The organism is Pacificibacter marinus (genome assembly GCF_018860665.1).
Taxonomy (GTDB): Bacteria; Pseudomonadota; Alphaproteobacteria; order Rhodobacterales; family Rhodobacteraceae; genus Celeribacter; species Celeribacter marinus_A.
The window spans coordinates 255,593-280,573 of sequence record NZ_JAHKPK010000025.1 but is presented as its reverse complement, the minus strand read 5'-3'; the positions used below and the strand labels follow the sequence as shown (position 1 = coordinate 280,573).

Here is a 24,981-nt window from a genome sequence, read left to right as displayed (position 1 = left end):
TTAGGGACATTTACGTCCAATGCCATATTGGCGGGCCAAATCGCGGGCCATTTGCTCAGGGCGCTGTCCAAGCCAACGCGCGTTCGGGAATTGCGCCTGAAACCGTGCTGCACGGGCGGCGAAATCATTGGCCCAAGTACTGTTATGTCCGTTACAAGCGCCACCAAAATGGGCTGCGTGGCTGATTTCATGCAAGATGATAAACGGGCTGAGGCCTGCCTCTGATTCCGAATCCACATAGACCACACGATTGCGCTTGGTCAGCCCATACAGGCGCGCTTTGCCCGCCGCGCGACCTACGTTGTATATCTTTGGCAATGCGCTGAAATGGCGTACGCCTGCGTGTCGACCTTCTTGGGCTAGAAACGCGATGAACTGCGGGTCTACGCCTAGCGTTTGCAAATCGTTAGCGAGCGTCTGGGGCGTTGTCATCGGCGGTGATGTTTGATCCCCCGTGGGGACGCAACCGGCCAGAAAGGTCATCGACAGCATGAGATAAACGAAAACACGCAACATAAAACCGCTTTCACTTTGGATTAACAACAGGCGGAGGGTCTATTCTGTGGTGAGGTCCACCGTCTGACAGGTATCTATAGCAGAGCGCCTTTTGTGTCATCCCCGCTGAGTCTCTTTGGCAACGCATTGCTGCGCTACATCTAGCGGCAGATTTTGCATCTACCCAATTTGTGGCGGCTGCCCTATAGTGCCTGTGGATAAGTGGGGCGTAGATCCTACAGGTCGAGGCAGTAAACATAGAAAAGGGGACGCCCATGCGCTGTCCGTTTTGCGGAAATTTAGATACACAAGTTAAAGATAGCCGTCCAGCCGAGGACCACGTCGCGATCCGTCGTAGACGTTTTTGTTCCGCCTGTGGGGGCCGTTTTACCACATACGAGCGCGTGCAATTGCGTGATTTGGTGGTGGTGAAAACCAATGGCCGTCGTGAAGAATTCGATCGTGATAAGCTTGAGCGCTCTATTCGCATCGCCACGCAAAAACGGCCCATAGAACCCGAGCGTTTGGATCAAATGATTTCAGGCATCGTGCGTCGTTTGGAAAGCATGGGCGAGACGGATATCCCATCGAAAAACATCGGTGCGATTGTTATGGAAAGCTTGGCGCGGATCGACACTGTCGCCTATGTGCGCTTTGCGTCTGTGTACAAAAACTTTCAAGCTGCGGATGATTTCGATAAATTCGTCAGCGAGTTACGCCCACCTACCGAAGGTGACGAGTAAGTTCAGGTGCCTGAGTCATTGATCGACATGCACCACATGCGCCACGCGCTGTCTTTGGGGGCGCGGGGGCTGGGTCGCACTTGGCCGAACCCTGCCGTGGGTTGCGTGATTGTCAAATCTGGTCGCGTCATCGGGCGCGGCTGGACCCAAGATGGCGGACGCCCCCACGCAGAAACCATGGCCTTGGCGCAAGCGGGGGGAGCGGCAAAAGGGGCCACGGCTTATGTGACGCTTGAGCCCTGTTCGCATATTGGAAAAACGCCACCCTGTGCCCAAAGCTTGATCGACGCAGGGGTGACCCGCGTTGTGGTGGCGCTTGGCGATCCTGATCCGCGTGTTGACGGGCGTGGTTTGAATATGCTGCGGGCTGCGGGCATCACGGTTGATTTCGGTGTGCTTGAAGCTGAGGCCAAAGCCGCGCAGATCGGATTTTTAACGCGTGTGACCCAAGGACGCCCTATGGTGACGCTGAAACTGGCCACCTCATGGGACGGCCGGATTGCAACATCAACGGGCGAAAGTCAGTGGATCACAGGGCCGCAGGCCCGCAGACGTGTACACGCGATGCGTGCCAGCCATGACGCCGTGATGGTGGGCGCAGGTACGGCGCGTGCCGATGATCCCAGTTTGACAGTGCGCGATTTAGGTATTGATCGCCAACCTGTGCGGGTGGTGCTGTCGCGCGCCTTGGATTTGCCTTTGACGGGGCATTTGGCGCGCACTGCGGGCGAGGTGCCTGTGTGGTTGATCCATGGGCCACGTGCAGATGTTGACTTGAGGCGCACATGGGAAACTTTGGGGGCACGTTTGTTTGAAGTGCCTTTGATTGCGGGGCAACTTGATCCATCTGCAGCACTCGCCGCGCTTGGCGAAGCCGGTCTGACGCGTGTGTTTTGCGAAGGGGGCGGGGCATTGGCCGCGTCACTGTTGCACGCAGATTTGGCGGACCATGTGGCGCTGTTTACGGCAGGGCTTGGTATTGGTGCAGACGGCACGCCAAGCCTTGGCGGCTTGGGGCTCACCCGTTTGGCGCAAGCGTCGCGCTATCAAGTGACACATTCAGAAATTCTGGGGGCTGATGCTTTAACGCATTGGCGGAGGTCGTAAACTTAACGATCTAATCCCAGATATTGAGCCCGTAATTGGCGCAGTTTTGCCAAGGCAGATTGCGCCATTTTGCTGCGCCCGTTTGGGGCTGTCAGCAAGACATCTATCGCTTGTTCCGGTGCGAGAGCTGCCCCTGTGGTAGGGTCGAAATAGCGCGGATAATCGATCAATGTTGCATGGGCCAAACCCAAAATGCTGGGCTTGGCGCCACGGCGTGCGGGCGTGTTGCCAAGGTCTGTGGTCAGGCCCCAGCCCGCATAAAACGGCGCGCCGGTGCAGGTGACTGGTTTGTCACGGATGAGGGCTTCGAACCCGATCAACGAGGTCATGGTCCAAACCGCGTCACAGGCATCGATCAGCGCGATGGGGTCTGCTTCATGGGCAATCACATCGGCGATGTCATGCGCATTTTCCACCTTGCCGCGTCGCAGGCCAGCTTCGACATCGGGGTGTGGTTTGAACACGATTATGGCCTCTGGATGGGCTGCACGCGCGGCCATCAGCAGCGCGTGATTGGTGTTGATGTCACCTGCGCCAAGTTTGATCGAGGCGTCATCTTCGACCTGACCTGCGACCAAGATTTTGTATCCTTCGGGCAGGGGCGGGCAGCCATGGCCGACGTTGTATTTGCTGAGTTTGGCCGCATTGAGACGGGTGAGAAATTGTTCGATGCGCAGGCGTGCGTGGTCAGGTAATTGCGCGCGTTTGGTGATCAGCGCCTCAAGTTTGGACGGGTGCGTCGGGTCGAAGTAAATGCCTGTGTCATCCATGATCAAAGACAGCGGGCGCACCAAAGCAGCCCCCAATCCGCGAGACCTGAGAAACCCGTCCTCAATGCGCACAGGGGCGTCGCTTGCCGTTGCGCCCCAAGCCATATGGGTGCGGCCAAGGTTGATCTGCTGAGTGATGGCTGCGGCATCATCACTAAAGGTCATCGCGGTCTGGCCGAAATATCGTCGCATATGCGGTCGTTTCCAGCGCAAGATGTTTGAGGCGACATAGCCGTGCTGATCCTCTAAGGCGGCGCGATTGCGGGCCTCAAGAATGGCCAGCGCGTGCTCGATCTCGCAGAGCGCTTTGGACTTGGGGTCGTACCATTGGCAGTAATGAAACAAAGCCCCCGCAACGAGTTGCGTGCGGGTGAGTTGACGGGTGCGGCGATGGATCGGTGTATGATCTTGTGTCAGACCCCAGCCCGCATACCAAGGCTGACCAAACACAAAGGGTTTGTGCCCTGCAAGGATCGCATCAAATCCGAGCGGCGATGACAGAGTATAGACGGCGGTGGCCAGTTCGAACAGATCCCAAGGATTCGCGGGCTCCGTAAAAAGAGTGATATTTGGCGAGGCATCAGCCCCGTCAAAATGGCCCTCAACTGGTCCTGCGTCGTCACGATTTGGGGAATAGATCAGGATGTTCGCATGTGGGTGCGCTTCATGCGCCAGCACCAACATTTCGCGTAGCTCATTGGTGGCCACGGGTTCGCTGGGAAGGGTCTCGTCGTCTTTGGGTTGATCCAACACGAGAACATATGGAACATTTGGCAGTTCAGTTTGACCGCAGAGAGTTGGATTCTTACACAATTTCAACATTGGCAGGTGATCTGCGACATGTCGAGCGCGAGCCAATATGGTGGCATCGTCCAAAGGCAGCTTGGCCAACATCATCTCAAGGTCAGATGGGTGACGCGCGTCGTGAATAGGGCCGCGCGTGTCTATGGTGATGCCCAACGGGGCTGGGCGCGCCTCTTGCGGGCAGGGTTGATCTGGAATGAATGCCGCACCAATCCATGCCGCGCGGGTCTTGCGCGCAGGAGCAGCGGCCGTGAGAGCCAGCGCATCATCGCGTTGAGGTGTCTTGCGATGCGGGGTCCAACCTGCGGCCGATAGAATTTGTTTTATTTTTGGAATCCGTGCAATTGCAGGGTCGGATAATAAAATCCGTCCGGGCGCATGGGCTCGGACGGATTGATCAGGCACATCGTGGTGCATGTTTTGTTTACTCGACAGCGGTTGCGAGGCTGGCCGCAGCAGAGACTGAGCCTGTGAGCACTGAAAGCGATTTGGTCCATTGGACATAGGGCGCTTCAGTGACGTAAACGGTATCGCCATCGCGGATCAAGAAATCACGGGCAAGGAACAAGCCGTTGGGTTCTGTCAGATTGAGCACATAAACAAGGCGCTGTGTCCCAACGAGGTCATCACGTCCCAATACCTGTTTTGCGATTTCGTCTGTTTCATTGCGCAAGACAAAGACACCAGTTGGATCGGCGCTGTTGGTTTGCAAGCCGCCGACTTGGGCGATGGCTTCCAAAGCGGACAGGGTGCGCGTCTCAAAGGCTACACGGCTTTGCGCGCCAGTTGCGCCAAGTGCCATGAAGGATCGTTGATCGGCTTCGACCAAAATCCGGTCGCCGTTGCGCAGCGCGATATCGTAACGTGCGTCGTCAAACAGATCATCGAACCAAACCGAACCGGTTTCACCACCACGGATCACTTTGATTTGCGCCAAAGAGGGTTCCACCGAAACGCCGCCAGCATGGGCCAGCATCGCCGTTAGGGTGCGGGTGGGGCGCTCAATCGGGTAGACGCCTTGGCCGTTGATTTTACCGGTGATCGACACAGTTGCACCGTCGCCTGCTGCACGAGTCACCATGACTTGTGGATCAGGTGTTTGCGTGTCGAGCTTTTCGGTGATGATGCGGCGGATGGCTTCGGGGCTGTTGCCCGCAGCTTTCACGCGGCCAGCGTATGGCACAAAGATAAACCCTGACCCGTCCACTTGGACTTCGCTGAGCACAGTTGCATTCGCGCCTTGACCAGCCAAAAGACCGTCGTCAACGTTTTCCCAAATGGTGAGAGATAAAACATCGCCCGCTTGGATCGTGTCAGAGCCCAATGTGCCAGCGTTTGTGAAGCGGCTTGAAAAGCCGAGTGAGGGGGTGACACCAGTGGCAGCGTTTACGCGGTCCGTCACAGTCACTACGAAAGAATCACCTTCTTGCAGAACCGAGCCCGAATAGACTTGTTGTTTGGTGGGGCCGGATCTGGGCAGTCCACAGGCGGATAGGCTTGCCACGATACAAAATACCGCTGTGGCACGCAGGGTGCGTGATTTAATAAAACTCACTGCTCGGTCTCCTCTGAGCCATTATTGTGCTCGCATTATGTCGTGATCCTACTGAAGTTGGCCGCAATAATCTAGTCAGAGGTCACCCGATGCAGTTGGAGTTGAAAATGTGTTGCAGGGGCGCAGCTTGTACGCAGGGAATGTGGACGGACGCAGACATACCCGCCAGATATAGTGCCTATTTTCCTGCCTGTAGGGGCAGCCGTGGCGGGGCTTTCCCGATCATCAGCGCCTCGTAGGGGGCTTCTGGTGCCAACATCATGTCCACGACGAGTCGCAACAATTGGCGGCGCCCTGCGGCCGAGTAGTATCCGCCGGGCACTTGGCTGGTTTCCAAAAGGAATTGGCGATAGATGCTATAGGCGCGTTTGTCTGGGCGCGCCGCCTGTTTGAAAAACTCAGGCAATGGCTGGCGCGAGACGAATTCTGGTTTGTCGTAAACGGCAGCACCAAAGACTTTGACGGGCAGGCCGCGCCATAAGACCTGTTGGCCCGCGGTTGAGTTCACGGTCACGGCAGAGCGCGCGAAATTCAACAACTGCGCCAGTTTCCCGCCACGCACATAATGAACGCGCGCCAGTACGCCGTGTTCTTTGGCGATGCGTTTGACTTCGGATTTCAAGTTGCGCCGATCTGTTTCCAGCGGGTGTGCTTTGAACACCAGATGATGATGGCGTGCTGCACCCTGTGCAAAGCCTTCGATCACATCCGCGATGAATTCCGGCATGGTTTCGTAAGGCGAATGAACCTTAAAACTGGTGTCATGTTCCAATTGCAACAAGCAGATATGATAGGGATAACCGCCGTTTTTGATTCTGCGTGTAGACCAAGATCGGCGCAAGTAATGACTGGGCATCATGATCAAGCGTTTGAAGTACAAATAAAACTCTTGAAACACAGACATTTCACGGTGGCGTTTGAAGTGTTTGAACGCCCCGTTTCGGAACATCACAAACCAATGGTACAAAGCGCCGTAAAAGATGTGATGCCGCATGTCGCCCCAATGGGCGGGGGCTTCGATATTGTCGCGCTCGGCATTGGCCAAGGCTGTGCGCATGTCGTCCACAGAGAGCGACATCAGTTCGGAATTGCCGTTGGACCCGCCGCGTTCATAAGTGCACCAATAGGGGCGCAGATAACCTTCTTCAAAGACATGAATGGTCAGGCCAAGCGCTTTGGCACGGGTCACCGCCATGGCGTGCATGGGGCGTGTGTCGCCATACAATACAATATCTGTGACGGATTTTTCACGCACCAAGGTTTCGAATTCAGCTGGCCAATCTTCGGTTTTGCCGACAAAAGGGATGAAACTTTTGGTGGAAAACCAGAACGCCCGGTCGCCCGCGTTAAAGCCCACACGCCACGTTTCAGCGCCAGCCGCGCGCAGCATTTTGCCCAGCTTCCAAAAGAACGGCCCATGGGGGCCTTGGAGCATAAGAAAGACGCGCTGATCTGAGGAGGGGGCTGTACTGTGTTCTATCATGGGCCTGTGATACGGTTTTACAGGGATAAGTCTGCTGCAAAATAGTCAATGCATGGTGAATCTGGCGGATTTGTGACCATCTGGAAACAACGTTGCGCACTTGAAAGCAAGCAAACAGGCGGATAGGTCTAGGGGCAACGACATCGGGACGGAAAAGCCCGATCTGGATAAAGGCGGAGACAGCTATGTTTACTGGGATCATCACAGACATCGGGCGCGTGCTTGATATGAAACAAGAGGGTGATCTGCGTGCGCGCATCGGTTGTGCCTATGACATCGATGGTATCGATATCGGGGCCTCGATTGCCTGCAATGGTGTCTGTTTGACGGTGATTGCGCTGGGGACCACTTGGCAAGATGCGCCGCAAAACTGGTTTGATGTGCAAATCTCAGCCGAAAGTGTGGACCTGACCAACATTGGCGATTGGACCGTCGGTGCGCCGTTGAACTTAGAGCGCGCTTTGAAGCTGGGCGACGAACTGGGCGGGCATATCGTATCGGGCCATGTCGATGGCGTGGCTGATCTGGTCGAGATGCGCGATGAAGGCGACAGCACGCGTCTGACATTCCGCGCGCCAAAAGCCTTGGCTAAATTCATAGCGCCTAAAGGATCTGTCGCCTTGAACGGCACGTCTTTGACAGTGAACGAAGTTGATGGCTGCGATTTTGGCATCAACGTGATCCCGCATACTCAAGAGGTGACAATCTGGGGCAAGGCGAAGGTCGGCGACCGGATCAACCTAGAGATCGACACGGTCGCGCGCTACGTGGCGCGTTTGCAAGATTGGGATAAATGATGTCCAAGCCTGAGCCGCATATTTTGGACCTGCCTAAGTTTGACGATCCTGTGAAACTTTTGATCGTGGTTGCTCCGTATTTTAAAGATATTTCTGACGAGCTGGTGCTGGGTGCCAAAACCACGCTTGAGGACGCTGGTGTGTCCTATGATACGATCGAAGTGCCCAGTGTGGGCGAACTGCCTACAGCCATCGCCATCGCGGAACGCATGTCGAATTTCGACGGCTATGTGGCGCTTGGTTGCCTTGTCCGCGGGGAAACTGCGCTGTTTGAAACTGCCAACAACGATTCGTCGCAGGCTTTGCAAATGATGGGCATATCAGGCCTGTGCATCGGCAACGGGATATTGGCTGTAGAGGCAAAATCACAGGCTGAGGCGCGTGCAGAGGCAAAAGGTCGTAATAAAGGTGGCCAAGCGGCGGCTGCGGCCTTGCATCTTGTCGCACTTTCCCGCAAATGGGCTCGTCCGAGCAAGGGCGTTGGCTTTAACACCGGCGCGATCCGCCTTGCGGGCGAAAACACGGGACCAAATATCGCATGACCGAAGATCACTCACACCTGAAGCCGCCCTCAAAACGCGACATGAGATCCGCCGCCCGCTTATACGCGGTGCAGGCCCTGTTTCAGATGGAAGCCTCGGATATGACCGTGGACAAAGTCCGTCGCCAATTTTACGACCACTTTTTTGGCTTAGAGACCGAAGAAGAGGGCCTGTTCATCGATGGCGACTCCGATCTGTTTCACGAGATCACCGAGCTGGCCGTAAACGATCAGGTGAAAATCGACCAAATGACAGACCGCGCTTTGGTGGCGAAATGGCCTATTGGCCGTATCGACAGCACCATGCGGGCCTTGTTTCGTGCCGCTGGCGGCGAGTTGATTTCGGGACGCACACCGCCGAAAGTTGTGATCACTGAATTTGTCGATGTGGCCAAAGGGTTTTATCCTGACGGCAAGGAATCTAAATTCGTGAATGCTGTTTTAGATCATATGGCCCGCGAAGTCCGGCCTGAAGCATTTAAAGCGTAAGGTCGGACGAGCAAATCAAACATGCTGAAGTCCGGCCCGAAGCCTTAAAGGCGTAAGGCCGCGCGAGCAAATCTATGGTGTTGAAGTGCGTGTGTGCGCATTTACGGCGTAAGACCCGCCGCGACATTTTGCAAAATTGAACAGGGTGGGCCAAAAGCCTACCCTTTTTTTATGCGCAACCTTAAAGGGTTTCACTGAAATTCGAACAGGAATGTCCCGTGCCAAAACTTATTCGTCTTTATATCACCCAAGTTCTGATCGGCTTTGCCATCGCCGCCGCCTTCGTGGGGGTGCTCTTGGCATTGAATGTCGCCAATCTATGGCATTTGATAAGCCATTCCGACATGGGAATTTTGGCCGTTGCAGTGCTTTGGGTGTCTAATGGTATCGTGTTTTCCGGTGTGCAATTCGCCATTTCTGTTATGCGTATGGCGGATCGCGATGACGATGATCAAGGTGGCAAAGGTGATGTCGTTTTTCATGAACCTGTGCGTGTTATCGCCACGCAAGTTTCGCCCAAGGCGCCCAAGCGTTTTTAAAGCACACGGGGTTATTCGCAGGGTCCAAAGGGAAAAGGTGGCGGGGGACCGCAGCAGTCGTTGCGACGCGTATGCTCCCGAAGCCTGATTATATCAGGTGGGCGCCAGGTAAAAGGACCAGGGTCCGGACAGAGCCAGCTCCCGTACGGTTGCGTAAGGCCACCGGAGTCTTGCGCCCATGTGAACGAACCGAGCAGATCCCGCCGTCTCAACACCTAGTGCCTGTGCGGCCCCTCGGCAAGGGGCCACATGCAGTTTGTCATAAGATCAGTGCCTGTGCGCCGATCTGTGTCTCTGGGGCGGCTGTTAAGCGCTCAAAGCCACGCGCAGCGCGGCGATGTGGTCGTCCCAGCCTTTGTCCAGCGCCAGCGTCAATCCAAGTTCTTCGGCTTTGCGGGGCAGGCCAGAATGCACCAGCGACAAACGGGTGATGTTTTCGACCTCTTTGAGGGACCAGATCACCTTGGATTTCACGCCGTTGGTCTGCGCCATCGAAAAGGTGTATTCCAAGCGGTCGTAAGGCGTCGCATCGCGCACGCGACCCCAGCACAGCTTTTCACCGCTGTCGCGTTCGAACATCTCATAGGGCTCACCCATAGTCAGTTCAACAGATGGCACATGAAACCAGGCTTTGAGCCGTTCAGGTTTGGTCAGGTGATCCCAGATTCGAACGCGTGAGGCTTTGACATAAATGGCTTTGCGGATGGTGTTGTCGGTCATGAGATGGCCCCTTTGGGTGCGCGTGATTGATCTTGCAGGGCGTGGGCCCCGTCAAATCCATTGCATAGCTCATGATGCGATCTGTGCGCGGGGTCAAGGAGCAAGGGATTCACGCGCCGTCCCTTTGGCGCTCATACAGGACATTCGAGGGCCTTTGCCCTTAAGGTCAACCGCTGGCGGCTATTTCGCTAGGGCCCGCGCTTGGGCGGCCGCCGCGCGAATTTCTTCGGCGATTTCCTCGGCTTCTTCAGGATCGAAATCCATCGGAATCTCAAGGCCTTCACCTTCGATATAGATGCGCACCATGCCAAGCGTGGTGGGGCCGATTTGGATGTTCGCCTCGACGTCGCTTTCTTTATTGATGCTCATAACCTTGCTCCTTTGGATTGCCTGTTGAAATAAGCCCAAAGACAGCTGTGTGCAAGGGCGCGCTGTGGCTGTGTTGTGACTGTGGACCCTGCTGCGCGACAACCACCACAAAAGGACGTGTAGAAAGGCGGGCGGAGGGCTTCCGCGAAAAAATCGTCAAAATGCGCAATCTTGCTCTTGCATTCACCCAGCACCTTCCGTAAATCACCCCACAAGTGCCGCCTTAGCTCAGTTGGTTAGAGCGCCTGATTGTGGATCAGGAGGTCCCTGGTTCGAGACCAGGAGGTGGTACCATTTCCCCCTTTTATTTTCAAATAGATAAGAAAACGGCTGATTTCGTCCGTCCGACTGTCCGAGTCCGTCCGAGTCGGACGCTGTCGGATTTCCCACAAATTCGATCATTCCTGCCTCGTAGTAAAAGACCAGGAGCGCGCCGAGATTTGATAGTCCGGACGCGGTTTCCCCGAATTTTTTGGCCATTGTATCGAAATCGTTTTTGTTCATGCCGCTTGTTCTTTTGCATCGATGGCGTCAACGCGCACGTTTCCGTCTTCATCGAGGGACGTGACAAAGATGCGTCGAATAGGTGGTGCCATTTCATCTAGAAGGTCATAGAGGGATTTGAGTTCGCCTGGTGATAGTTCGATGCCGATTAGGCTTTCGAGATCCGCACCTGTGTCTGAGATCGCATGGGCGCAAACTCTTGGTTCGTCGTAGGCTTGATTGGCGACAATCGCCCCCATGATGATGCCGAGGTTAAATGATTTTGTGTGTAGGTCTGACATTTGTTTTTTCCAAAATTGCTGGGTTATTTGGGTTCGTTGGATTTATATTCACCGCACCATCCAGTTCGCTTAGCTTCTGGGTTTTTGTCTGATGTAAAAAACGACCATCCGGCAATGATAAGCGGAGCGCGCTGGGGCGGAAATCTCAGGCATCTATGGGCTTGAAAATATCGACATGTATTACATGTGTTTTTCTTAGCGTCCGTCATGTGTCACCTTTGGGTCTGGTCACGGCGTTGACCGCGCGTGTGGTGGTGGCGAGTTGGGATGCCATGTAGATTTCGGCCAGCTGCGGGCTTTTGGCGGCTGAGTTGCCAAGCACGTCGGCGGTGTCTTCTATGGTTGATCCGCCTTCGCGGGCGCGTTTGGCAAAGGTGCGGCGCAGATCGCGAAATTGAACGTCGCGCAGCGATGGCACTTTTTTGGCCGCTTCATCGCGGATCGCGCGAAAGCGTTTGCCGAATAGGTTGGCGTCATAGGGCTTGCGCGTGCTTTCATCGATCAACAGCGCGGGGGCGTCATCGTCGCGCTCTAAGAGCAGCTGTGCCAGTTTGAGGCTGATTTCTGCATGGATGGGCGTTGTGCCCATGTTTTGGCGCTTGGAGCGTCGCAGCGTCCAAATCAGTGCGGAGGTCAGCGTGTTGTCTTTTAGGATGTTGCCCCATTCAAAATCTGTGGGCTTTGCCAGGAACACGTCTGTTTGTCTTTGACCTTGATAAAGCGATAGGCCAATGCCGATGGCCATGTTGTGCCAGCCAAGTGTTTCGGCGGCTTCAATCAGTGCGTCGGTTTCTTCCCAAGTGCCTTGGCGTCTGCGCCCTTTGGGGATCTCTGCGCCAATGCGGCGCGCGGGATTGGTGTTTTCCGGCCGCCAGCCGTGCGTTTCTGCAAACTCGAACAAAATAGACAGCATCCGGTTGAGTGCGACAGCTTGGGTTTTGCCGCGGCATTCGTAATTGGTTTCGTACCAGGCGACGATGATCGGTTTGGAAAATTCTAAGACGGATGTTTCGCCCCATTTTTCATCGATCAATTTAAGATTGCTGCGATAGCTGGCTTGGGTTTTGATGGCGAGCTTTTTGAACCTGCGGCCGTGGGTGTAGGTTGTGATCAAAGCTGACATCGATCTATCGCCAGAGGCGCGCGACGGGGCGGCGCCGGTCACGCGGGCGGTGTCCACGTCTTTGTTTAGCCGCTTGGCTTCACGGATCGACCATGTGAGGCGTTTTTCATCCAGTTCGGTGACAGCAAAGCCCAAGGGGCGGATCGCGGTTTCTGGTTCCCACCAAATGCGCCAAGAGCCATTTGCGCGGGCGCGTTGGCGTAGCCGTGGGATTTTATCCGTGATGGGATTTTTCATGCGCTTTGGGCCATTTCCAGCAAGGCCTTGTTACAGTTTGGCGCTGTTGGCGGCGTTTGTGATGCGGGCAGGCCTTGGGTTGCTGCCCATGCGTTGACCAAAGATGTGCGCCATTTCATCGGCGATTGGCATGTGGGGATTGGCAGTGGAAAATCGTGGTCGCGTTCCAAGCGGGCGCGATTGCGCAGAAATTCTTTGCCGCAGCTGAACCCGATCATTTCGGCCACTGTGTCGGCTGGGATAAAGGTCGCCATTGGGGTGAATTTCAGAAAGGATGGATCTGATTTGCGCGCGTCAAGAGATCCCCCGCGCGCGTGCGGTGGTTGATGTGTCATTGATTTTTGCCTGTTTTGGTGATCGCGACGCGTCAGGACCGCGATGTGTAAGGGAAGGGCCTGCACCAAAAAGAAATGGTGGGGTAATAGCAGCTGACGCGCCCGTGACGTTAGTGGGTTTGTTCGCCCATGCTTTGCAGTGCGTGGTGCAAGGCGGCGGCGCAACATTCGATCATGTCCGTGATCGGGACTTGGGCAACGAGATCGCCCATGCGCACTTCCATGCGTAAATTGGTAGCGGATCTGCAGACCTGAAAGGGTATTTTGTCTGGCCCATATTCGCCATCACCCACTGTTTCATGGATCATTAAGGGCGTTTCGGATTTGTGTTTGACGGTGATTGTGGTGGTTTCTTTTAGTTCGGTCGCGGGCATCACGCGCCCCCAATGTGGTCTTCAAGGTAGACCACGTTTTCTTCGAGGTGCTGCACAATCGCAACTTGGATTTTGCGGCGCTCTAACAGTTCTTCGATGATCGGACCAACTGACACGAGTAGAAATTCAGCTTCGGCGGATGACATGTCTTGGCCATTGGTGGCGCGATGGACCACGTCTTTAAGTCCATGAAGAACACGGTCACTCAGGGGGCCAGAATGGGCAAATGGGATTTGAGGTTGGGCTTGAGGCACGGGGTCTCTCCTAAAGTGGGTTATTGAGCCCAAGTTAGGAGTGCGCACCACCTACTGTCAACTAAAAATTTTAGTTTGCTAAATTATTTAGTAAAGTATCGAGGGTTCTGTTTTCAGGTATTCGTTCTTTTCTGCTGTTAGAATTTGCGAATATTGTTTTGTGAGTGACGCTTTGATGGCGCGCTCTATAGGGCGTGCGACTGCTACCGCAATGCAAGCAGAGATCACTATAGCAAGGATAGAGACTGTTTTGTCGGTGTGGCCAAATGAAAGTTCGGCTGCGATGTGTAGTGCTGTTGTTGATGCGATGAATGTGGGTATGCCGACTTTGAACCCCATCGCGGCGACGCTTGATCTTATTGCGGTGTTTATTGTGGATTGGATGCTGTCCAGGTCGCGTTCTTGTCTTAGTGATGGTGGGGTGCGGATCCATTCGTCAAAGCGGTCGCTTGCGTGATCTGCATCCCTTTGGTCTGTCTTTGTTAGCTTCGCCATTGGGCAACCACCTTGCCTTTGATGACTGTGTTTGTTCCGTCCACTATGATGATGCGCTGGTTTTCATCTAGGGCGCTGTCTGCAATCAAAGCAGGGGGTTCAAAGCGTCTTAGGACGGTTTTTGCGCCGCCGCCTTGGTTGTCGTAGACTTGAGCAATGACCACGTCACCAGCGCGGCATTGTTCTGATTTATGTGTGTCTACAAGTATTTGATCGCCTTTGAGGTATCCGCCCAGGCGCATGCAGTCCGTGCCTACAGTCCAGACATCAACACCTGCGCGTTGGCCAAATTGGATGGCGATGGTTTCGGTCTTTTTTGTCTCAGATGGGCCAGCTGCATAGGGGGTGGCGTCGCTGTCTGAAAAGCCGCGCCGTAAGTCTTTTAGGGTGCGTTCAGTTATTTCGTCGCGACCCGTTTCGCCAGTCTGTCCTGCGCGTCTTAGTATCTCGTCAACGGGTATGTCGAGGGCTTGTGAAAACGCTTGCGCCCATTTTAGGCTCATTTGCTGGCGGCCAGCATAGATGTGCGAAATGTTTGACTGTGCAAGCCCAAGGATGCTTGCAACATCTTCGGAGCTTACGTTTTTTTGCTTTAGCGTGTTCTTGAACCACATTACATCCATGTGAGACAGGTAATCGCTCGTAACTAAAAAATAACGTTAGAAAATCTAAAAATTTAGTTGATTACTAAAAAAATGTGATCTACATCTTGCGTTATGAGTAGTCACCTTACACCACTTCAAGTATGCGAACGCATGATAGGCTCTGTTGAAGATGTTGCGCGGATATGCGGAACGGATCGCAAAGCTGGTTATCATTGGCGTCACGCATCCCAGACCCGCAGTGCCGGAGATTTTCCGTCAGCGCGCCATTTGCGCTTTTTATTAGGCCATGCCGCCAAGATTGGTGCGCCGCTGACTGCAGATCATTTGGTCTGGGGCGCGACAGAAGTTGAAATCAACGCTTTGATGGCAAAGTGGCACAAGCAACGTGCCGCGCAGGTGGCTGCGCAATGAGTTTTTTAGTTACTGCAACACCTGCCCTCTGCTCGGGGTTCCATGCAGGTGTCACCTACGGACGCGCGGCCATCGTGCGTCCGGCTTTTATTCTTATTCGTGAGGTGACGTGTTGCACTTTCACGAATTGGGCGGCGCGGATGGTAGGAGCATCCAGCGCCCCGCGTGTTGCGGCTGTTGTTGGGATGCGGGCAGTCGCAACACTTTCAATTCAGGGGGTGTTGGCATGTCTCGTGAAATTATAGCGCTAAGACAATATGCAATCGGAATTGCAATGCAGGCCATGTTGGGCGGCGTTGAAAAGGACAAGGTCGAGCGCCTTTGGCTGCGTGCCTGTGCTGCTGATATTGATCATGACAGCGGTTTGTTTGTCGCGATCCACGCGTTTGTCAAAGCGTTTGAGGTATCGCGGTTTTCACCGCGCTTGGCCGAGATTGGCGAGAGCTTTCGCGATGCGCTGATGATGGATTTTCCAAAACCAAAAACAGAACAACACGCCACCGCAGTGCTGCCCAATGCTTGGGAAACGAGGAGAGATATTTATGGCTGAGCTTCCAAAATTGACGCTTGCGGATCAGGCGCTGGCCAATGCGATTTATTGCATTGCCGGTATGCCGTTGGTTGATCCCGCGCAGGATGAAAACACCGACATGTTTGTCGCAATTGTCACGGACCTGTTGTTCCAAGTGAACCGCAATCACCCTTACGTCGAAGTGCTTGCCCAAGCGGGTGAAGAGATCCGCGACGCTTACGCGGACAAAGATCATGAGTATTGCAATCGCGCCTATCAGGCCGCCCGTCGCGCCACACGGCATTTCGCGCATTGGCGTTTGGGTGAAGCAATGGAGCTTTTGAATTACGGAGGGCGGGCAGCATGATGGATCAGATCAAAGAAATGGTTGAGATGCGCAAGGATGAAATTGATCTTATCCAATTGCAGGTTCGCGCCCTGGAGCGCATCGGCGCTTTTGTTCAAGGACTGAGAGATCTTGGTGGTGCATTTGATGTTGATTGCGACTTTCCTGCTGCTGGGGTCGTGTTGATCAATATAGATCTTGGTGGGTTTGGCGAAGAAACGCACACGCAAACTGTTGTTTCTGGTGATGTTTGTATCAAGGCCAATCCTGATGCATTGCGCGCGTCTTTGAAAAATACAGTCGGTGACGCGCCGGATCAAACTGTTCCAGAGCCAAAGCCACAATTGAAAACAGGCGACTGGACCGATGCGGAAATGCAGCGATTGCATGACTTGGACAAGCAAGGTTTAGAGACGTCTGACATCGCGGTGCGGTTGGGGCGCAGCGCTCAGTCTGTTGGCGTTAAGCGCCATTGGCTGAAGAAAAACGCGCCAACGCCCAAGCCCGCATCACCCAAGCCCGCAACATCCATCCAAGATGTGACACCAGTTCCGACAGCGCCAAGTGCGCCGAAGGATGGGCGCAGCGGGTCTGTCGGGGTTCCTTCCTCCCGCTCTGATAGATCCACTGTGCCTGCGACTAAACTTGGGTCTCGGTCTGGCGGTTTGCCCCGTGATTTTTCATCTGCTGAGATCGAGGCGCATGTGCGGTTTGTTCACGCAGAGGCCGATCCTTTTTGGGATTTAGAAGCCGATTTGATTTTGGTCAATGCGTTGATCCGTGGCGATGGTGCGCAAGGCGCGGTGGCTGAGTTGAGTGATCGCGATAATGCGCCGACGCGCGGCGCTGTTGTCGTGCGCTGGCAGACCCTGTGCCCCCAAGTGACGATCGCAAATCAAAGCCACCTTAAAGCGGCGCTAGAGCGCCTTATTCGCGAGCGCGACGATGGATGATTTGACGCCAATTTTCACAACAACACGAAGGAAAGATACGATGACAGATCCTAAGCAAAATGAAGCACAGCTGCGCGAGCACATCTTGCAGTTTTTTGACTATGAGCACCTTCCCAAGTTTTTGCAGGACGTGAGTAAGCCCTTTGGTGATTTGGCCTATTCCGTCGCAAATACGATGCCACGCAATCCAGAGCGTACAGTCGTTTTGCGCAAATTGCTTGAGGCCAAAGATGCCGCCGTTCGGGCCGTTGTTGCCAAGTAGAGCCGTCAGTTCAATCCACTCAAACACGGGAAAAACACCATGAAATATCTAAACTTACTCTGCTCGGGGCTTGTAGGATTGTTGCTTTCAGCATCGATCGCGACAGCCGAACCCCTTACTATTTATGCTGGCGGTAAAGGTGGTGGCTATGACACAGCAGCTGTGTCTATAGCAGCGCGCCTCAATCAGCGCGGGATTGATGCTGTTGTTGAAAACCGTGGCGGCTCTGACGACATCACCCTGCAAGCCTGCCGCAACCCCAATTCGGTTTGGATCGCTCAGATTGACGCCCTCTACACCCGCGAATTCAAGGATGGATGCTTCCTGCCCGTGATCGCCGAATATGGCGACGAAGTTGCAGTGCTGATGTTTGCACCAGGGGAAAAGGCCAATGAGCTTTCGGACCTTAACGCGAGCCATACGGTCTTTGTCGACAAAATTGGGTCTGGCTCCGAGCTTACATGGCGCACGATGGTTGCGATTGAGAAAGAACACGGCAAAAGCAACGCTTGGATTGAAGCGAGCTTGGAAACCTCCGATTTGCGCCGCGCTACCGCCTTGGCCGGCCGTGGACTTGTTCACGCCGCACTTTTGGTTCGCAAGCCCAATTCACCGGACATCACGCGACTGCTTGATCAAGGCTGGGATCTTGGCGAACTGTACGACAAGGACATCAACGATCTGAAATTTGGAGCAAAGCCACTCTACAAGGCGACCAAGATCAAGATCGGGAAAAATCGCGGCGATGGCTATGTCGTTCCGTCATTCATCGGCACCACCGAAGCGATTGAGCGCGACAGCCCAGATGTGTTCGACGCGTTGCTGGGCGCTCTGGAATGACCCTAGCTTTGCGAGTTTGGATTGCACGCGGCCTGATCGGCTTAGCTGCAACGGTTGTTGGCCTTGATTGGGCACTCCCCTCAAACATCACCCTGTTTTTCGATGAACTCGCAATGTTCGCAATCGTCTGCGCCATGCGCTGGCTGTTCAAACCAAAGCAAACTTGACCCATCGGTGCGGGCCGACACAGCGCGGCCCCATCCCATGCGCCAGAACTTAACGCAACTCCCAAAAAAACAAGAGGTCTATCATGCCTGATCCATTCGCGAAATTGTTTGAATTTGACGACATCGGGCAGGTGTTGATCACCAAAGAGACGCTTGAGGTTGAGGGCGAGGATCGCCCATCAATCGTGACGCGGGTTGATACGGGGTCTTGCGTCATGACCTTAGATATGAAGTTTCAAAGTGACGACGATGGATGGTCTGCACGCGATCGGGTTTTTGCCGATGTGATTGCAGATTGGGCGCATGCGCGTGGCTCTGAGGCCATCGATCTGGCTGAAAGTTTGGGGCTGTAACGTGAGCGCCCGCCAAACATATTCGATCGATCAGATCAAAGACATGTTGCTCGCGCGGGTGCTTGATGTGGTGTATTTCTATGCGCCACCGGCCAAGGGATCGTATACAAATTTTGGCAAATATTTCACGTTAAACCCTGGGCGCGCGGATCGCAGCGTGGGCAGTTTCTACGTTCATTTGGACGGCCCCAACGCTGGCAAATGGTGTGATCATGCTGTGGCTAATGGTTTTGGCGATGTTTTGGATTTGATCGCGCTGTCGTGTCATTGCGATTTGAGCGGCGCGGTGAAAGAGGCGCGGGCCTATTTGGGGCTAGAGACCTTATCACCAGCTGAAGCGCAGCAGCGCCAAAAGTCGGCTGAGTATTTCAAACGCCAACGGGCAGAACAGGCCGCGCAGGACAAGGCCAAAGCGGTCCAACGTGGCAAGCAAGCCTTTGCCGTTTGGGCGTCGGGCCAAGAGAAAATCAAAGGCACGCCAGTTGAGTTCTATTTGCGTGATGCACGGGGCATTGATTTGTCAGTGCTGGGGCGTCAGCCGCGTGTGATCCGGTATCATCCGGCCTGCTATTACCGGTTTGACGACACAGAGACAGGCGAAATCATCGAGCGCAAGTTGCCCGCGATGCTGGCGCTTGTGAACAACAAACACGGCGAACCTGTGGCGCTGCATCGTACCTATCTTGGCCGTGCTGCCGATGGGACATGGGGCAAAGCAAATTTGCCCTGTGGGACGCCCAAAAAGGTGCTTGGCAGCTATGGTGGCGCGTGGATCAATATCTGGACAGGGACGGGGCCACGCGGCGGCAAGGCAGGATCATTGACCGCCGACGATAAGCCGAAGCACGTCTATATTGCCGAGGGCATCGAGGACGCTTTGAGCGGCGTGTGCCTGTTGCCAGATGCGCGATTTTTATCAGCGATTTCACTGTCGAATATGGGCACGCTTGATTTGCCGCCCTGCGTTCGTTCGGTGACGTTGATCGCGGATCTGGACGAGAACGCCACCGCGCGCAAGCAGTTGGATATGGCTGTGCGCGCGCATCAACGTGCGGGGCGCAGCGTTAAGATTTTTCAAAACAAATGGGGCGGCAAGGATCTAAACGACGCATTGCGCGACGTGATCCAGCCGCAAGATGAGGGGCAGGCACATGGCTGAATTGTTAGTATCGGAACGCTTGGAGCTTCAACTGAAATTGCCTGCTATGGGGGTTTCGTTGGAAAAATCCGACATGAATTTTTTGATTGCGGCCGCGCGCGAGAAAGAAGCGCGGGATATGGTCAAAATAGAATTGCGCGCCGCCCCGCCGATCAAGACGGAGACCGCGCGCAAGGGCTGGATCCGGTCGTGGTTGCTTGTTGGGCTTGTGGCTTTGTTCTATGGCGCGGTTGTGGTCTTGCTCATTGGAACAAGCGCATGAGCGAGACTGTGGACGATTGGGTCACAAATCCTGAAAAGTCTTTGGTGCCATCACGCAAGGATCCAGCGCGGCCAAGTCACGATGACTTGCGCAACGAGTTGGAAAATGCGCCGGAGGCTGTGCCGCTTGAGGCTTACGGCGACATGGGCGGCCAAGGGCCGGATTTCGGGCGCGATCCACAAGACACAGGCGCGGGCTATGACGCGGCCGTGTCTGGGGGCAGTGGTTCTGACGATCGGCCCTTTGGTGAAATTTACAGTGGTTGTCCCGTGAAGCCGTTGGGTATTTATGGCGATCTATCGTTTTACTTGGACGTGCGCGGCCAGTTGCGGGCCGTGAAAAAACATGAGCTGGACACCATTCGGCACCTGTTTGGCGGCCGCATTGGGTTGCTCAGTGAAAAGTGGCCGCAGATCGATGCAAAGGGCTTTGCTAAGAGTGGTAAATTCGACCAGAACGACGCGGCCTTTACGATGGTTCAGGCCTGCGAAGAACGAGGCGTTTGGTCACCCACGGGCCGCGTGCGCGGTGCTGGCGCATGGGTTGACGATGATGGAAAGCTGATTTTTCACGCGGGCGACAAGATCTTGATCGATGGTGAATGGGAAGCGCCTGGCGTCTATGACGGTAAGGTCTATTCCGCAGCTGACAAGATCCCGCGCCCTGCAGAAACTAAGGGCCGCTATGAGGCGGGACAAAAGTTGCTTGAACATCTTGGGTCTTGGTATTGGCGCAGGCCAGACGTTGACCCGCATTTGATGCTTGGCGTGGTCTGCGCACAGATGCTCGGCGGGGCGTTGGATTGGCGGCCGGTGACGTGGTTGTCAGGCGATCAGGCAACGGGCAAATCAACGCTGCAAAAATTGTTGAAAAACGTGCATGGCGGATCCGATGGCTTGCTGCAGGCGTCTGACGCGACAGAAGCGGGCATTCGGTCTGTTATTGGCTATTCGTCGCTGCCAGTGGCGCTGGACGAATTGGAGCCTGACGAGGACGCAAGATCGAACAAGGCAAAGAACATCATAAAGCTGGCGCGTATCGCGGCCAGTGGCGATCAGATTTTGCGCGGCTCAACGGATCAAAAGGGCTATCAGGGCAACGCCTACAGCTGTTTTGTTTTCAGCTCGATCTTGGTTCCCCCGCTCCCCCCACAGGACCGCAGCCGCTTGATCTTGTTCGATCTGAACGAAATACCAAAAGAAGCCCGCAAACTTGATCCCGATTGGCGTGCGATCCGCAATTTGGGCGGTCAGTTGCGCCGCCGTTTGATCGATGGTTGGGAGACCTGGCACGAGCGTTTGGATTTGTGGCGCGCGGCGCTGGCAAATGGTGGCTATGGCGGGCGTCATGCCGACAACTATGGCACCGTTTTGGCGATGGCAGACATGGCGCTGAGTGAAGATTTGCCAAGCGAAGAACTGTTGGCCGGATGGGTTGCAAAAATCGCGTTGCATTTGAAGGACGACACGGCAGACATCGGATCAAATGCGCAAGACATGATGACCCATTTGATGGGGCAACAGCTTGACGTTTGGCGCGGTGGGACGCGGTACAACGTGGGGTCATGGGTGGCGATGGTGGCCAAGTTGCCAGGCGCGCCCCAACAACTTGGCGAGGCGACGCCAGAAAATGGAAATGGCCACTTGGCACAGTATGGCCTGCGCGTGCGTGGATCCGGTGCCAGTGCGGAGTTGGCGATTGCAAATCAGCCGGTGAACCAGCTGGGATCGCTATTTTTTGACAGCAGATGGGCGGGCGGCGTCTGGCAACAGGCCGCACGGCGCGTGCATGGCGCCAAGGCTGGCAATCTATCGTTTGCACGGGTGCGATCGCGGGCGACGTGGATACCGCTGCCATCAATCGCAGGCATGATGGACATGCCCGCAGATCGCGGCGAGCCGTTTAGCCACCCAGAAGGTGCCAGCGGTGATGTGGAGGGCTTCGCATGATTTTGAGCGTCTTGGCCTCAATCAATGGTGCGCGGGCATTTTTGTGCTTTCCCCCAACCCCATTTCGCGCCTATATTTCTCAGGCGTTCTGGCCTTGCGGTTTGGGTCTGGGGCTACAACGCTACAACGCTCTAAAATTGGACCGTTGTAGTTTTTGTTCCAACGATAAGCATTTTAAAACAATGCCTTATCATGTAGCTACAACGCTACAACGCACAAGCCGCCCCTCTCACACACATGCGCACACACACATGCACACGCGTATTTTTACGCGTTGTAGCGTTGTAGCGTTGTATTATATTCTTATCTTATTGAATATAAAGAATAATAACTACAACACGCCCTACAACGCTTTTGCCAAGAGTGTTGTAGGGGCGTTGTGTGCCCTGACTAACCCTTTGAAAAACAATAAAAAAGGGGTTTTTTAATGGCCAAGGCGAAGAACACATTCGAGAAAATGGCGTCCGATGCCGCGACACGGCTTGAAAAGGTGCGGGCAGCGGGCGAACAGTTGGCGCTTTTGCCAGACGAAGCTGGGAACACGCCCGCGCAGGCTGGCAACGCGGCCAAAGGACGTCCGAAGGGTGCCAAGAACAAAGGTTCAACGCAGATGCGCGATTGGCTGGCGTCCAAAGGCTACGCGATGCCCGAAGATATGCTGGCGCAGATGGCTGGTTTGGCCAAGTCCCAAGACGCGATGGTCACAGCGATGGAGAACACTGAGCGGGTTCTGTCATGGGCCTACGATGGCGCGACCAAAGCCAAAAAGGGCGGCGGGACACAGCCGGACACGCCAAGCGGTGCCCAAAGGCTGGCCACGTTCTTGCACCTTTACGCCGTGCAGTTGCGGGCAGCTGATGCGCTTTTGCCGTATGGCGCGCCCAAAGCAACGCCAGACGTGCAGGTCAACCAGAACACCACCGTGATCGTGCCAGCGCAGCCAGTGCAGCCCACACGGGCAGGAGATCACGCGCTTGATGTGACGCCCGTGCGCAAGGGTCGGATGATGCCTGCGGACGTCGCGCAAGAAATTGAGCAAAATCAACAGGTTAACAAGTCACCCAATGGCGTGTCGGACGCAGAAAGTCGGACGGAATGACTAAGGCTTTGATTAATATGGACAAAAAAGGCACCGACACACTGATTGAAAATCAGGCGTTTACCTTCATTGGTATCGATCGCGCGGCAGGTCCAGACATCACGGTTCGCTGGACGTATTCGCGCGTTTTGCCCCCCTGGGGGGTGCCATCCGCGAAGTCTGTATGCGGGTCTCTCCGACCCTGTACAGCAAATTCGAAAGGTCTTTCATAATGGCCCAGAGCGCGAACCTTTGGATGTGGGGATGGGGTCGGGGGGAATGCCTTGGGCCTGCCGACACGGGGTCGGGGGGAACACGCCCTTTGAATGAGGTCGCAAAGACCGCAGAGGACGAGGATGCGCTGAAATCCGTTTTGGAAAGGTTTTCTGCGAAAGAGGCAATTGACAGCGTATCGGGTGAACAGTTCGCTGGCAAGATCGAAGATTTGATAGATGATCTGTCAGAACCAAACGGCAATGTCAGTTTCCCTGGTCCTATATCAGAAGCCTTTTACTGGTCTGATGGAGATGTGGTCGGTATTCAGGGGCCAGTTGGTTCTGGTAAGACTACAACATTGATGAAATCACGTTTGCGGCGCGCGATTATGATGCCGCGCTCCACTATCGATGGTGTGCGTCGATACAAGGTCGTTTTCATTCGTGAGACTTATCGCCAACTGTGGTCAACCACGATCCCATCATATCTTGAAGCTTACCCAAAAAGTATGGGGCAATGGTCTGGTGGTCGCGGCGATCCAGTAACTCACAAAATGCACTTTGAAGACGAATATGGGCCGATAGAGTTTACAGCGGAGTTCAAAGCATTTGGGGACGACATCGTCGCTTCAATGCGCGGTTTAGAAGCAACGGATATTGTACTCAACGAAGCTGACACAATGCCCGTGCTGATTTTGACTGTCGCGATTGGGCGCATCGACCGATACCCTGGTCGCCAGCATTTTGCAGGCTTGGCTGATATTTTGAGATCTTACGGCCAGATTTGTTGTGATTTTAACGCTCCTGATGAGGAAAATTGGACCTTTGGTGTTTTCCACGACGAGGAAGAGCGCACAAAAATGTCTGAAAAACTGACATCTAGTTTGCCTGAGGGTGCGAAGGCAATCGAAATGCTATTTTTCTTGCAGCCTGGGTATGGTGAAGAAGGATGTGAAAACCTACAAAACCTCTCTCCTGGTTACTATCCACGTCAAATAGCCATCAATGAACTTGCCGGCCGTGGCGATATGAATGAACGGCTTGTTTACAACAAAATCACCTACATGCGTGTGGGCGATCCGATCTTTCTCAAGCACTTCAATCGTCGCATTCACGTTGCCGAAGACACGCTTGTGCCGATTGCGGGGATCCCGTTGTCCATCGGTCTTGATCAAGGTTTCAAACCAGCAGCTGTGATCGGGCAATTCATCCCGTCTGGCACGCATGGCTATTGGCGGCTCTATGCTGAGCTGCACTTTCCCAAAGAACGCTTGTTGGCCAAGGTCTTTGGTGACCGTTTGGCTGTGTTGTTGAGCAGTGATCGCTTTTCGCGGTTTCGTGTCGATGCTGGCTGGGGTGATATGGCGGGTGAGGCCGGATCTTCACTGGCCGATGATGAAAATGAAAACTGGAACCTGCTAGCAGGTGGTGCGGCTGGTATCACAATTCGCCCGCAAACGGTTGGTGCAAACAGGATCAATCCACGCCTTGAGGCAATGCGATCGGCATTGGACGCGCCCCTTGTTCAGGGCCACCCTGGTCTGTTGTGTGATCCGTCCATGAAATTTTTCATCGCGGGTCTGTCTGCGCGTTACGTCTGGGTCGATGCGGTTGATACAAACGGTGACAAACGCAAGGTGCCAGACAAAAGCCACACCGAGGCCAACGTCATCGATGCGACGCAATACCTGTTCCTGTCGCAATTCTTGGCCAACGGTATGAGCCCCAATTCCCTGCCAAACAGCAACGGTCAAATCGGCCACAACGGCGGCCCATCTATGAGCCATCGTGGGGCTGCACGGCCATCTGGCCTGATCACTGGCCATGATATTCTTAACCCATACGGAGATTGAAA

At 54.6% G+C, this 24,981-nt stretch carries 33 protein-coding genes and 1 tRNA gene; 21 read left to right on the top strand and 13 right to left on the bottom strand.

The annotated features are described in order from the left end of the window. Entirely contained in the window at window positions 1-516 is a 516-nt protein-coding gene (locus KO497_RS08685) for a hypothetical protein (RefSeq protein WP_215943567.1), read from the bottom strand. A gap of 254 nt (window positions 517-770) precedes the next feature. Between KO497_RS08685 and nrdR the strand changes: the two genes are divergently transcribed. Beyond that, entirely contained in the window at window positions 771-1,238 is a 468-nt protein-coding gene (gene nrdR, locus KO497_RS08680; protein WP_215943566.1) for a transcriptional regulator NrdR, read from the top strand. 36 nt (window positions 1,239-1,274) lie between these two features. Continuing rightward, a complete protein-coding gene (gene ribD, locus KO497_RS08675) occupies window positions 1,275-2,345 on the top strand; it encodes a bifunctional diaminohydroxyphosphoribosylaminopyrimidine deaminase/5-amino-6-(5-phosphoribosylamino)uracil reductase RibD (RefSeq protein ID WP_215943594.1) in 1,071 nt (356 codons plus the stop codon). A gap of 2 nt (window positions 2,346-2,347) precedes the next feature. Here the strand turns inward: ribD and KO497_RS08670 are convergent, their stop codons facing one another. The 3 genes from KO497_RS08670 to KO497_RS08660 all read right to left on the bottom strand — a co-directional run bounded on the left by KO497_RS08670 (window position 2,348) and on the right by KO497_RS08660 (window position 6,909). Next, on the bottom strand, window positions 2,348-4,324 hold the full coding sequence (locus KO497_RS08670) for a capsular polysaccharide biosynthesis protein (protein WP_215943565.1): 1,977 nt from the start codon (window positions 4,322-4,324) through the stop codon (window positions 2,348-2,350). 19 nt (window positions 4,325-4,343) lie between these two features. Continuing rightward, window positions 4,344-5,474 carry a polysaccharide biosynthesis/export family protein gene (locus tag KO497_RS08665; protein ID WP_215943564.1) on the bottom strand — a complete coding sequence of 377 codons (1,131 nt, stop codon included), beginning with the start codon at window positions 5,472-5,474 and terminating at the stop codon, window positions 4,344-4,346. Window positions 5,475-5,652: 178 nt separating this feature from the next. Further along, the gene (locus KO497_RS08660; protein ID WP_252729571.1) at window positions 5,653-6,909 is read right to left on the bottom strand and encodes a capsule biosynthesis protein; all 1,257 of its coding nucleotides are present in this window, start codon (window positions 6,907-6,909) and stop codon (window positions 5,653-5,655) included. A 233-nt stretch (window positions 6,910-7,142) separates the two neighbouring features. Here KO497_RS08660 and KO497_RS08655 point away from each other — a divergent pair, with 233 nt between their 5' ends. The 4 genes from KO497_RS08655 (at window position 7,143) to KO497_RS08640 (ending at window position 9,323) form a co-directional block, all read left to right on the top strand. Continuing rightward, entirely contained in the window at window positions 7,143-7,754 is a 612-nt protein-coding gene (locus KO497_RS08655) for a riboflavin synthase (protein ID WP_215943562.1), read from the top strand. Beyond that, window positions 7,754-8,296 carry a 6,7-dimethyl-8-ribityllumazine synthase gene (locus KO497_RS08650; RefSeq protein WP_215943593.1) on the top strand — a complete coding sequence of 181 codons (543 nt, stop codon included), beginning with the start codon at window positions 7,754-7,756 and terminating at the stop codon, window positions 8,294-8,296. The genes KO497_RS08655 and KO497_RS08650 overlap by 1 nt, the downstream gene beginning before the upstream one ends. Continuing rightward, a complete protein-coding gene (gene nusB, locus KO497_RS08645; RefSeq protein WP_215943561.1) occupies window positions 8,293-8,784 on the top strand; it encodes a transcription antitermination factor NusB in 492 nt (163 codons plus the stop codon). The genes KO497_RS08650 and nusB overlap by 4 nt, the downstream gene beginning before the upstream one ends. A 218-nt stretch (window positions 8,785-9,002) precedes the next feature. Continuing rightward, window positions 9,003-9,323, top strand: coding sequence for a hypothetical protein (locus tag KO497_RS08640; protein ID WP_215943560.1), 321 nt, complete (start codon window positions 9,003-9,005; stop codon window positions 9,321-9,323). A gap of 306 nt (window positions 9,324-9,629) precedes the next feature. On the opposite strand, the gene KO497_RS08635 is transcribed toward KO497_RS08640, so the two are convergent. Continuing rightward, window positions 9,630-10,043 (bottom strand): SRPBCC family protein, encoded by a 414-nt coding sequence (locus KO497_RS08635; RefSeq protein WP_215943559.1) that lies wholly within the window; start codon window positions 10,041-10,043, stop codon window positions 9,630-9,632. A 180-nt stretch (window positions 10,044-10,223) separates the two neighbouring features. After that, entirely contained in the window at window positions 10,224-10,412 is a 189-nt protein-coding gene (locus KO497_RS08630) for a DUF6324 family protein (RefSeq protein ID WP_215943558.1), read from the bottom strand. 217 nt (window positions 10,413-10,629) lie between these two features. Between KO497_RS08630 and KO497_RS08625 the strand changes: the two genes are divergently transcribed. Further along, window positions 10,630-10,706, top strand: a tRNA-His gene (locus KO497_RS08625). A gap of 206 nt (window positions 10,707-10,912) precedes the next feature. Here KO497_RS08625 and KO497_RS08620 read toward each other — a convergent pair. From KO497_RS08620 to KO497_RS08590, 7 genes are all read right to left on the bottom strand, one after another. Next, window positions 10,913-11,197 carry a hypothetical protein gene (locus KO497_RS08620; protein ID WP_215943557.1) on the bottom strand — a complete coding sequence of 95 codons (285 nt, stop codon included), beginning with the start codon at window positions 11,195-11,197 and terminating at the stop codon, window positions 10,913-10,915. 205 nt (window positions 11,198-11,402) lie between these two features. After that, window positions 11,403-12,557, bottom strand: a complete 1,155-nt coding sequence (locus KO497_RS08615) for a tyrosine-type recombinase/integrase (protein ID WP_215943556.1) — start codon at window positions 12,555-12,557, stop codon at window positions 11,403-11,405. Continuing rightward, complete coding sequence (locus tag KO497_RS08610) at window positions 12,554-12,892, bottom strand: hypothetical protein (protein ID WP_215943555.1); 339 nt, start codon at window positions 12,890-12,892, stop codon at window positions 12,554-12,556. The genes KO497_RS08615 and KO497_RS08610 overlap by 4 nt, the downstream gene beginning before the upstream one ends. A 110-nt stretch (window positions 12,893-13,002) precedes the next feature. Then, entirely contained in the window at window positions 13,003-13,266 is a 264-nt protein-coding gene (locus KO497_RS08605) for a hypothetical protein (RefSeq protein WP_215943554.1), read from the bottom strand. Beyond that, the gene (locus KO497_RS08600; RefSeq protein ID WP_215943553.1) at window positions 13,266-13,520 is read right to left on the bottom strand and encodes a hypothetical protein; all 255 of its coding nucleotides are present in this window, start codon (window positions 13,518-13,520) and stop codon (window positions 13,266-13,268) included. The genes KO497_RS08605 and KO497_RS08600 overlap by 1 nt, the downstream gene beginning before the upstream one ends. A gap of 87 nt (window positions 13,521-13,607) precedes the next feature. Next, window positions 13,608-14,015, bottom strand: a complete 408-nt coding sequence (locus tag KO497_RS08595; RefSeq protein WP_215943552.1) for a hypothetical protein — start codon at window positions 14,013-14,015, stop codon at window positions 13,608-13,610. Next, window positions 14,003-14,629: a helix-turn-helix domain-containing protein gene (locus KO497_RS08590; RefSeq protein ID WP_215943551.1), complete on the bottom strand. Its 627-nt coding sequence runs from the start codon at window positions 14,627-14,629 to the stop codon at window positions 14,003-14,005. The genes KO497_RS08595 and KO497_RS08590 overlap by 13 nt, the downstream gene beginning before the upstream one ends. 141 nt (window positions 14,630-14,770) lie before the next feature. Here KO497_RS08590 and KO497_RS08585 point away from each other — a divergent pair, with 141 nt between their 5' ends. The 14 genes from KO497_RS08585 to KO497_RS08520 all read left to right on the top strand — a co-directional run bounded on the left by KO497_RS08585 (window position 14,771) and on the right by KO497_RS08520 (window position 24,979). After that, window positions 14,771-15,031, top strand: a complete 261-nt coding sequence (locus KO497_RS08585) for a hypothetical protein (RefSeq protein WP_215943550.1) — start codon at window positions 14,771-14,773, stop codon at window positions 15,029-15,031. A 226-nt stretch (window positions 15,032-15,257) separates the two neighbouring features. Continuing rightward, the gene (locus tag KO497_RS08580) at window positions 15,258-15,581 is read left to right on the top strand and encodes a hypothetical protein (protein WP_215943549.1); all 324 of its coding nucleotides are present in this window, start codon (window positions 15,258-15,260) and stop codon (window positions 15,579-15,581) included. Further along, a complete protein-coding gene (locus KO497_RS08575; protein ID WP_215943548.1) occupies window positions 15,574-15,909 on the top strand; it encodes a hypothetical protein in 336 nt (111 codons plus the stop codon). Before KO497_RS08580 ends, KO497_RS08575 begins: the two co-directional genes overlap by 8 nt. After that, the gene (locus KO497_RS08570) at window positions 15,906-16,841 is read left to right on the top strand and encodes a hypothetical protein (protein ID WP_215943547.1); all 936 of its coding nucleotides are present in this window, start codon (window positions 15,906-15,908) and stop codon (window positions 16,839-16,841) included. Before KO497_RS08575 ends, KO497_RS08570 begins: the two co-directional genes overlap by 4 nt. Before the next feature lie 40 nt (window positions 16,842-16,881). Beyond that, window positions 16,882-17,103 carry a hypothetical protein gene (locus KO497_RS08565; RefSeq protein WP_215943546.1) on the top strand — a complete coding sequence of 74 codons (222 nt, stop codon included), beginning with the start codon at window positions 16,882-16,884 and terminating at the stop codon, window positions 17,101-17,103. A gap of 39 nt (window positions 17,104-17,142) precedes the next feature. After that, a complete protein-coding gene (locus KO497_RS08560; protein WP_215943545.1) occupies window positions 17,143-17,943 on the top strand; it encodes a hypothetical protein in 801 nt (266 codons plus the stop codon). Next, a complete protein-coding gene (locus KO497_RS08555; protein WP_215943544.1) occupies window positions 17,940-18,110 on the top strand; it encodes a hypothetical protein in 171 nt (56 codons plus the stop codon). The genes KO497_RS08560 and KO497_RS08555 overlap by 4 nt, the downstream gene beginning before the upstream one ends. An 83-nt stretch (window positions 18,111-18,193) precedes the next feature. Continuing rightward, window positions 18,194-18,463: a hypothetical protein gene (locus tag KO497_RS08550; protein WP_215943543.1), complete on the top strand. Its 270-nt coding sequence runs from the start codon at window positions 18,194-18,196 to the stop codon at window positions 18,461-18,463. Between the two features lies 1 nt (window position 18,464). After that, a complete protein-coding gene (locus KO497_RS19435; RefSeq protein ID WP_215943542.1) occupies window positions 18,465-19,622 on the top strand; it encodes a DUF7146 domain-containing protein in 1,158 nt (385 codons plus the stop codon). After that, entirely contained in the window at window positions 19,615-19,884 is a 270-nt protein-coding gene (locus tag KO497_RS08540; protein ID WP_215943541.1) for a hypothetical protein, read from the top strand. Before KO497_RS19435 ends, KO497_RS08540 begins: the two co-directional genes overlap by 8 nt. Beyond that, window positions 19,881-21,833: a DUF927 domain-containing protein gene (locus KO497_RS08535; protein WP_215943540.1), complete on the top strand. Its 1,953-nt coding sequence runs from the start codon at window positions 19,881-19,883 to the stop codon at window positions 21,831-21,833. Before KO497_RS08540 ends, KO497_RS08535 begins: the two co-directional genes overlap by 4 nt. Next, window positions 21,830-22,261, top strand: coding sequence for a hypothetical protein (locus tag KO497_RS08530; protein WP_215943539.1), 432 nt, complete (start codon window positions 21,830-21,832; stop codon window positions 22,259-22,261). The genes KO497_RS08535 and KO497_RS08530 overlap by 4 nt, the downstream gene beginning before the upstream one ends. After that, entirely contained in the window at window positions 22,261-22,932 is a 672-nt protein-coding gene (locus tag KO497_RS08525; protein ID WP_215943538.1) for a hypothetical protein, read from the top strand. The genes KO497_RS08530 and KO497_RS08525 overlap by 1 nt, the downstream gene beginning before the upstream one ends. Window positions 22,933-23,143: 211 nt before the next feature. Beyond that, window positions 23,144-24,979 (top strand): hypothetical protein, encoded by a 1,836-nt coding sequence (locus KO497_RS08520; protein WP_215943537.1) that lies wholly within the window; start codon window positions 23,144-23,146, stop codon window positions 24,977-24,979. Window positions 24,980-24,981 lie beyond the last annotated feature (2 nt).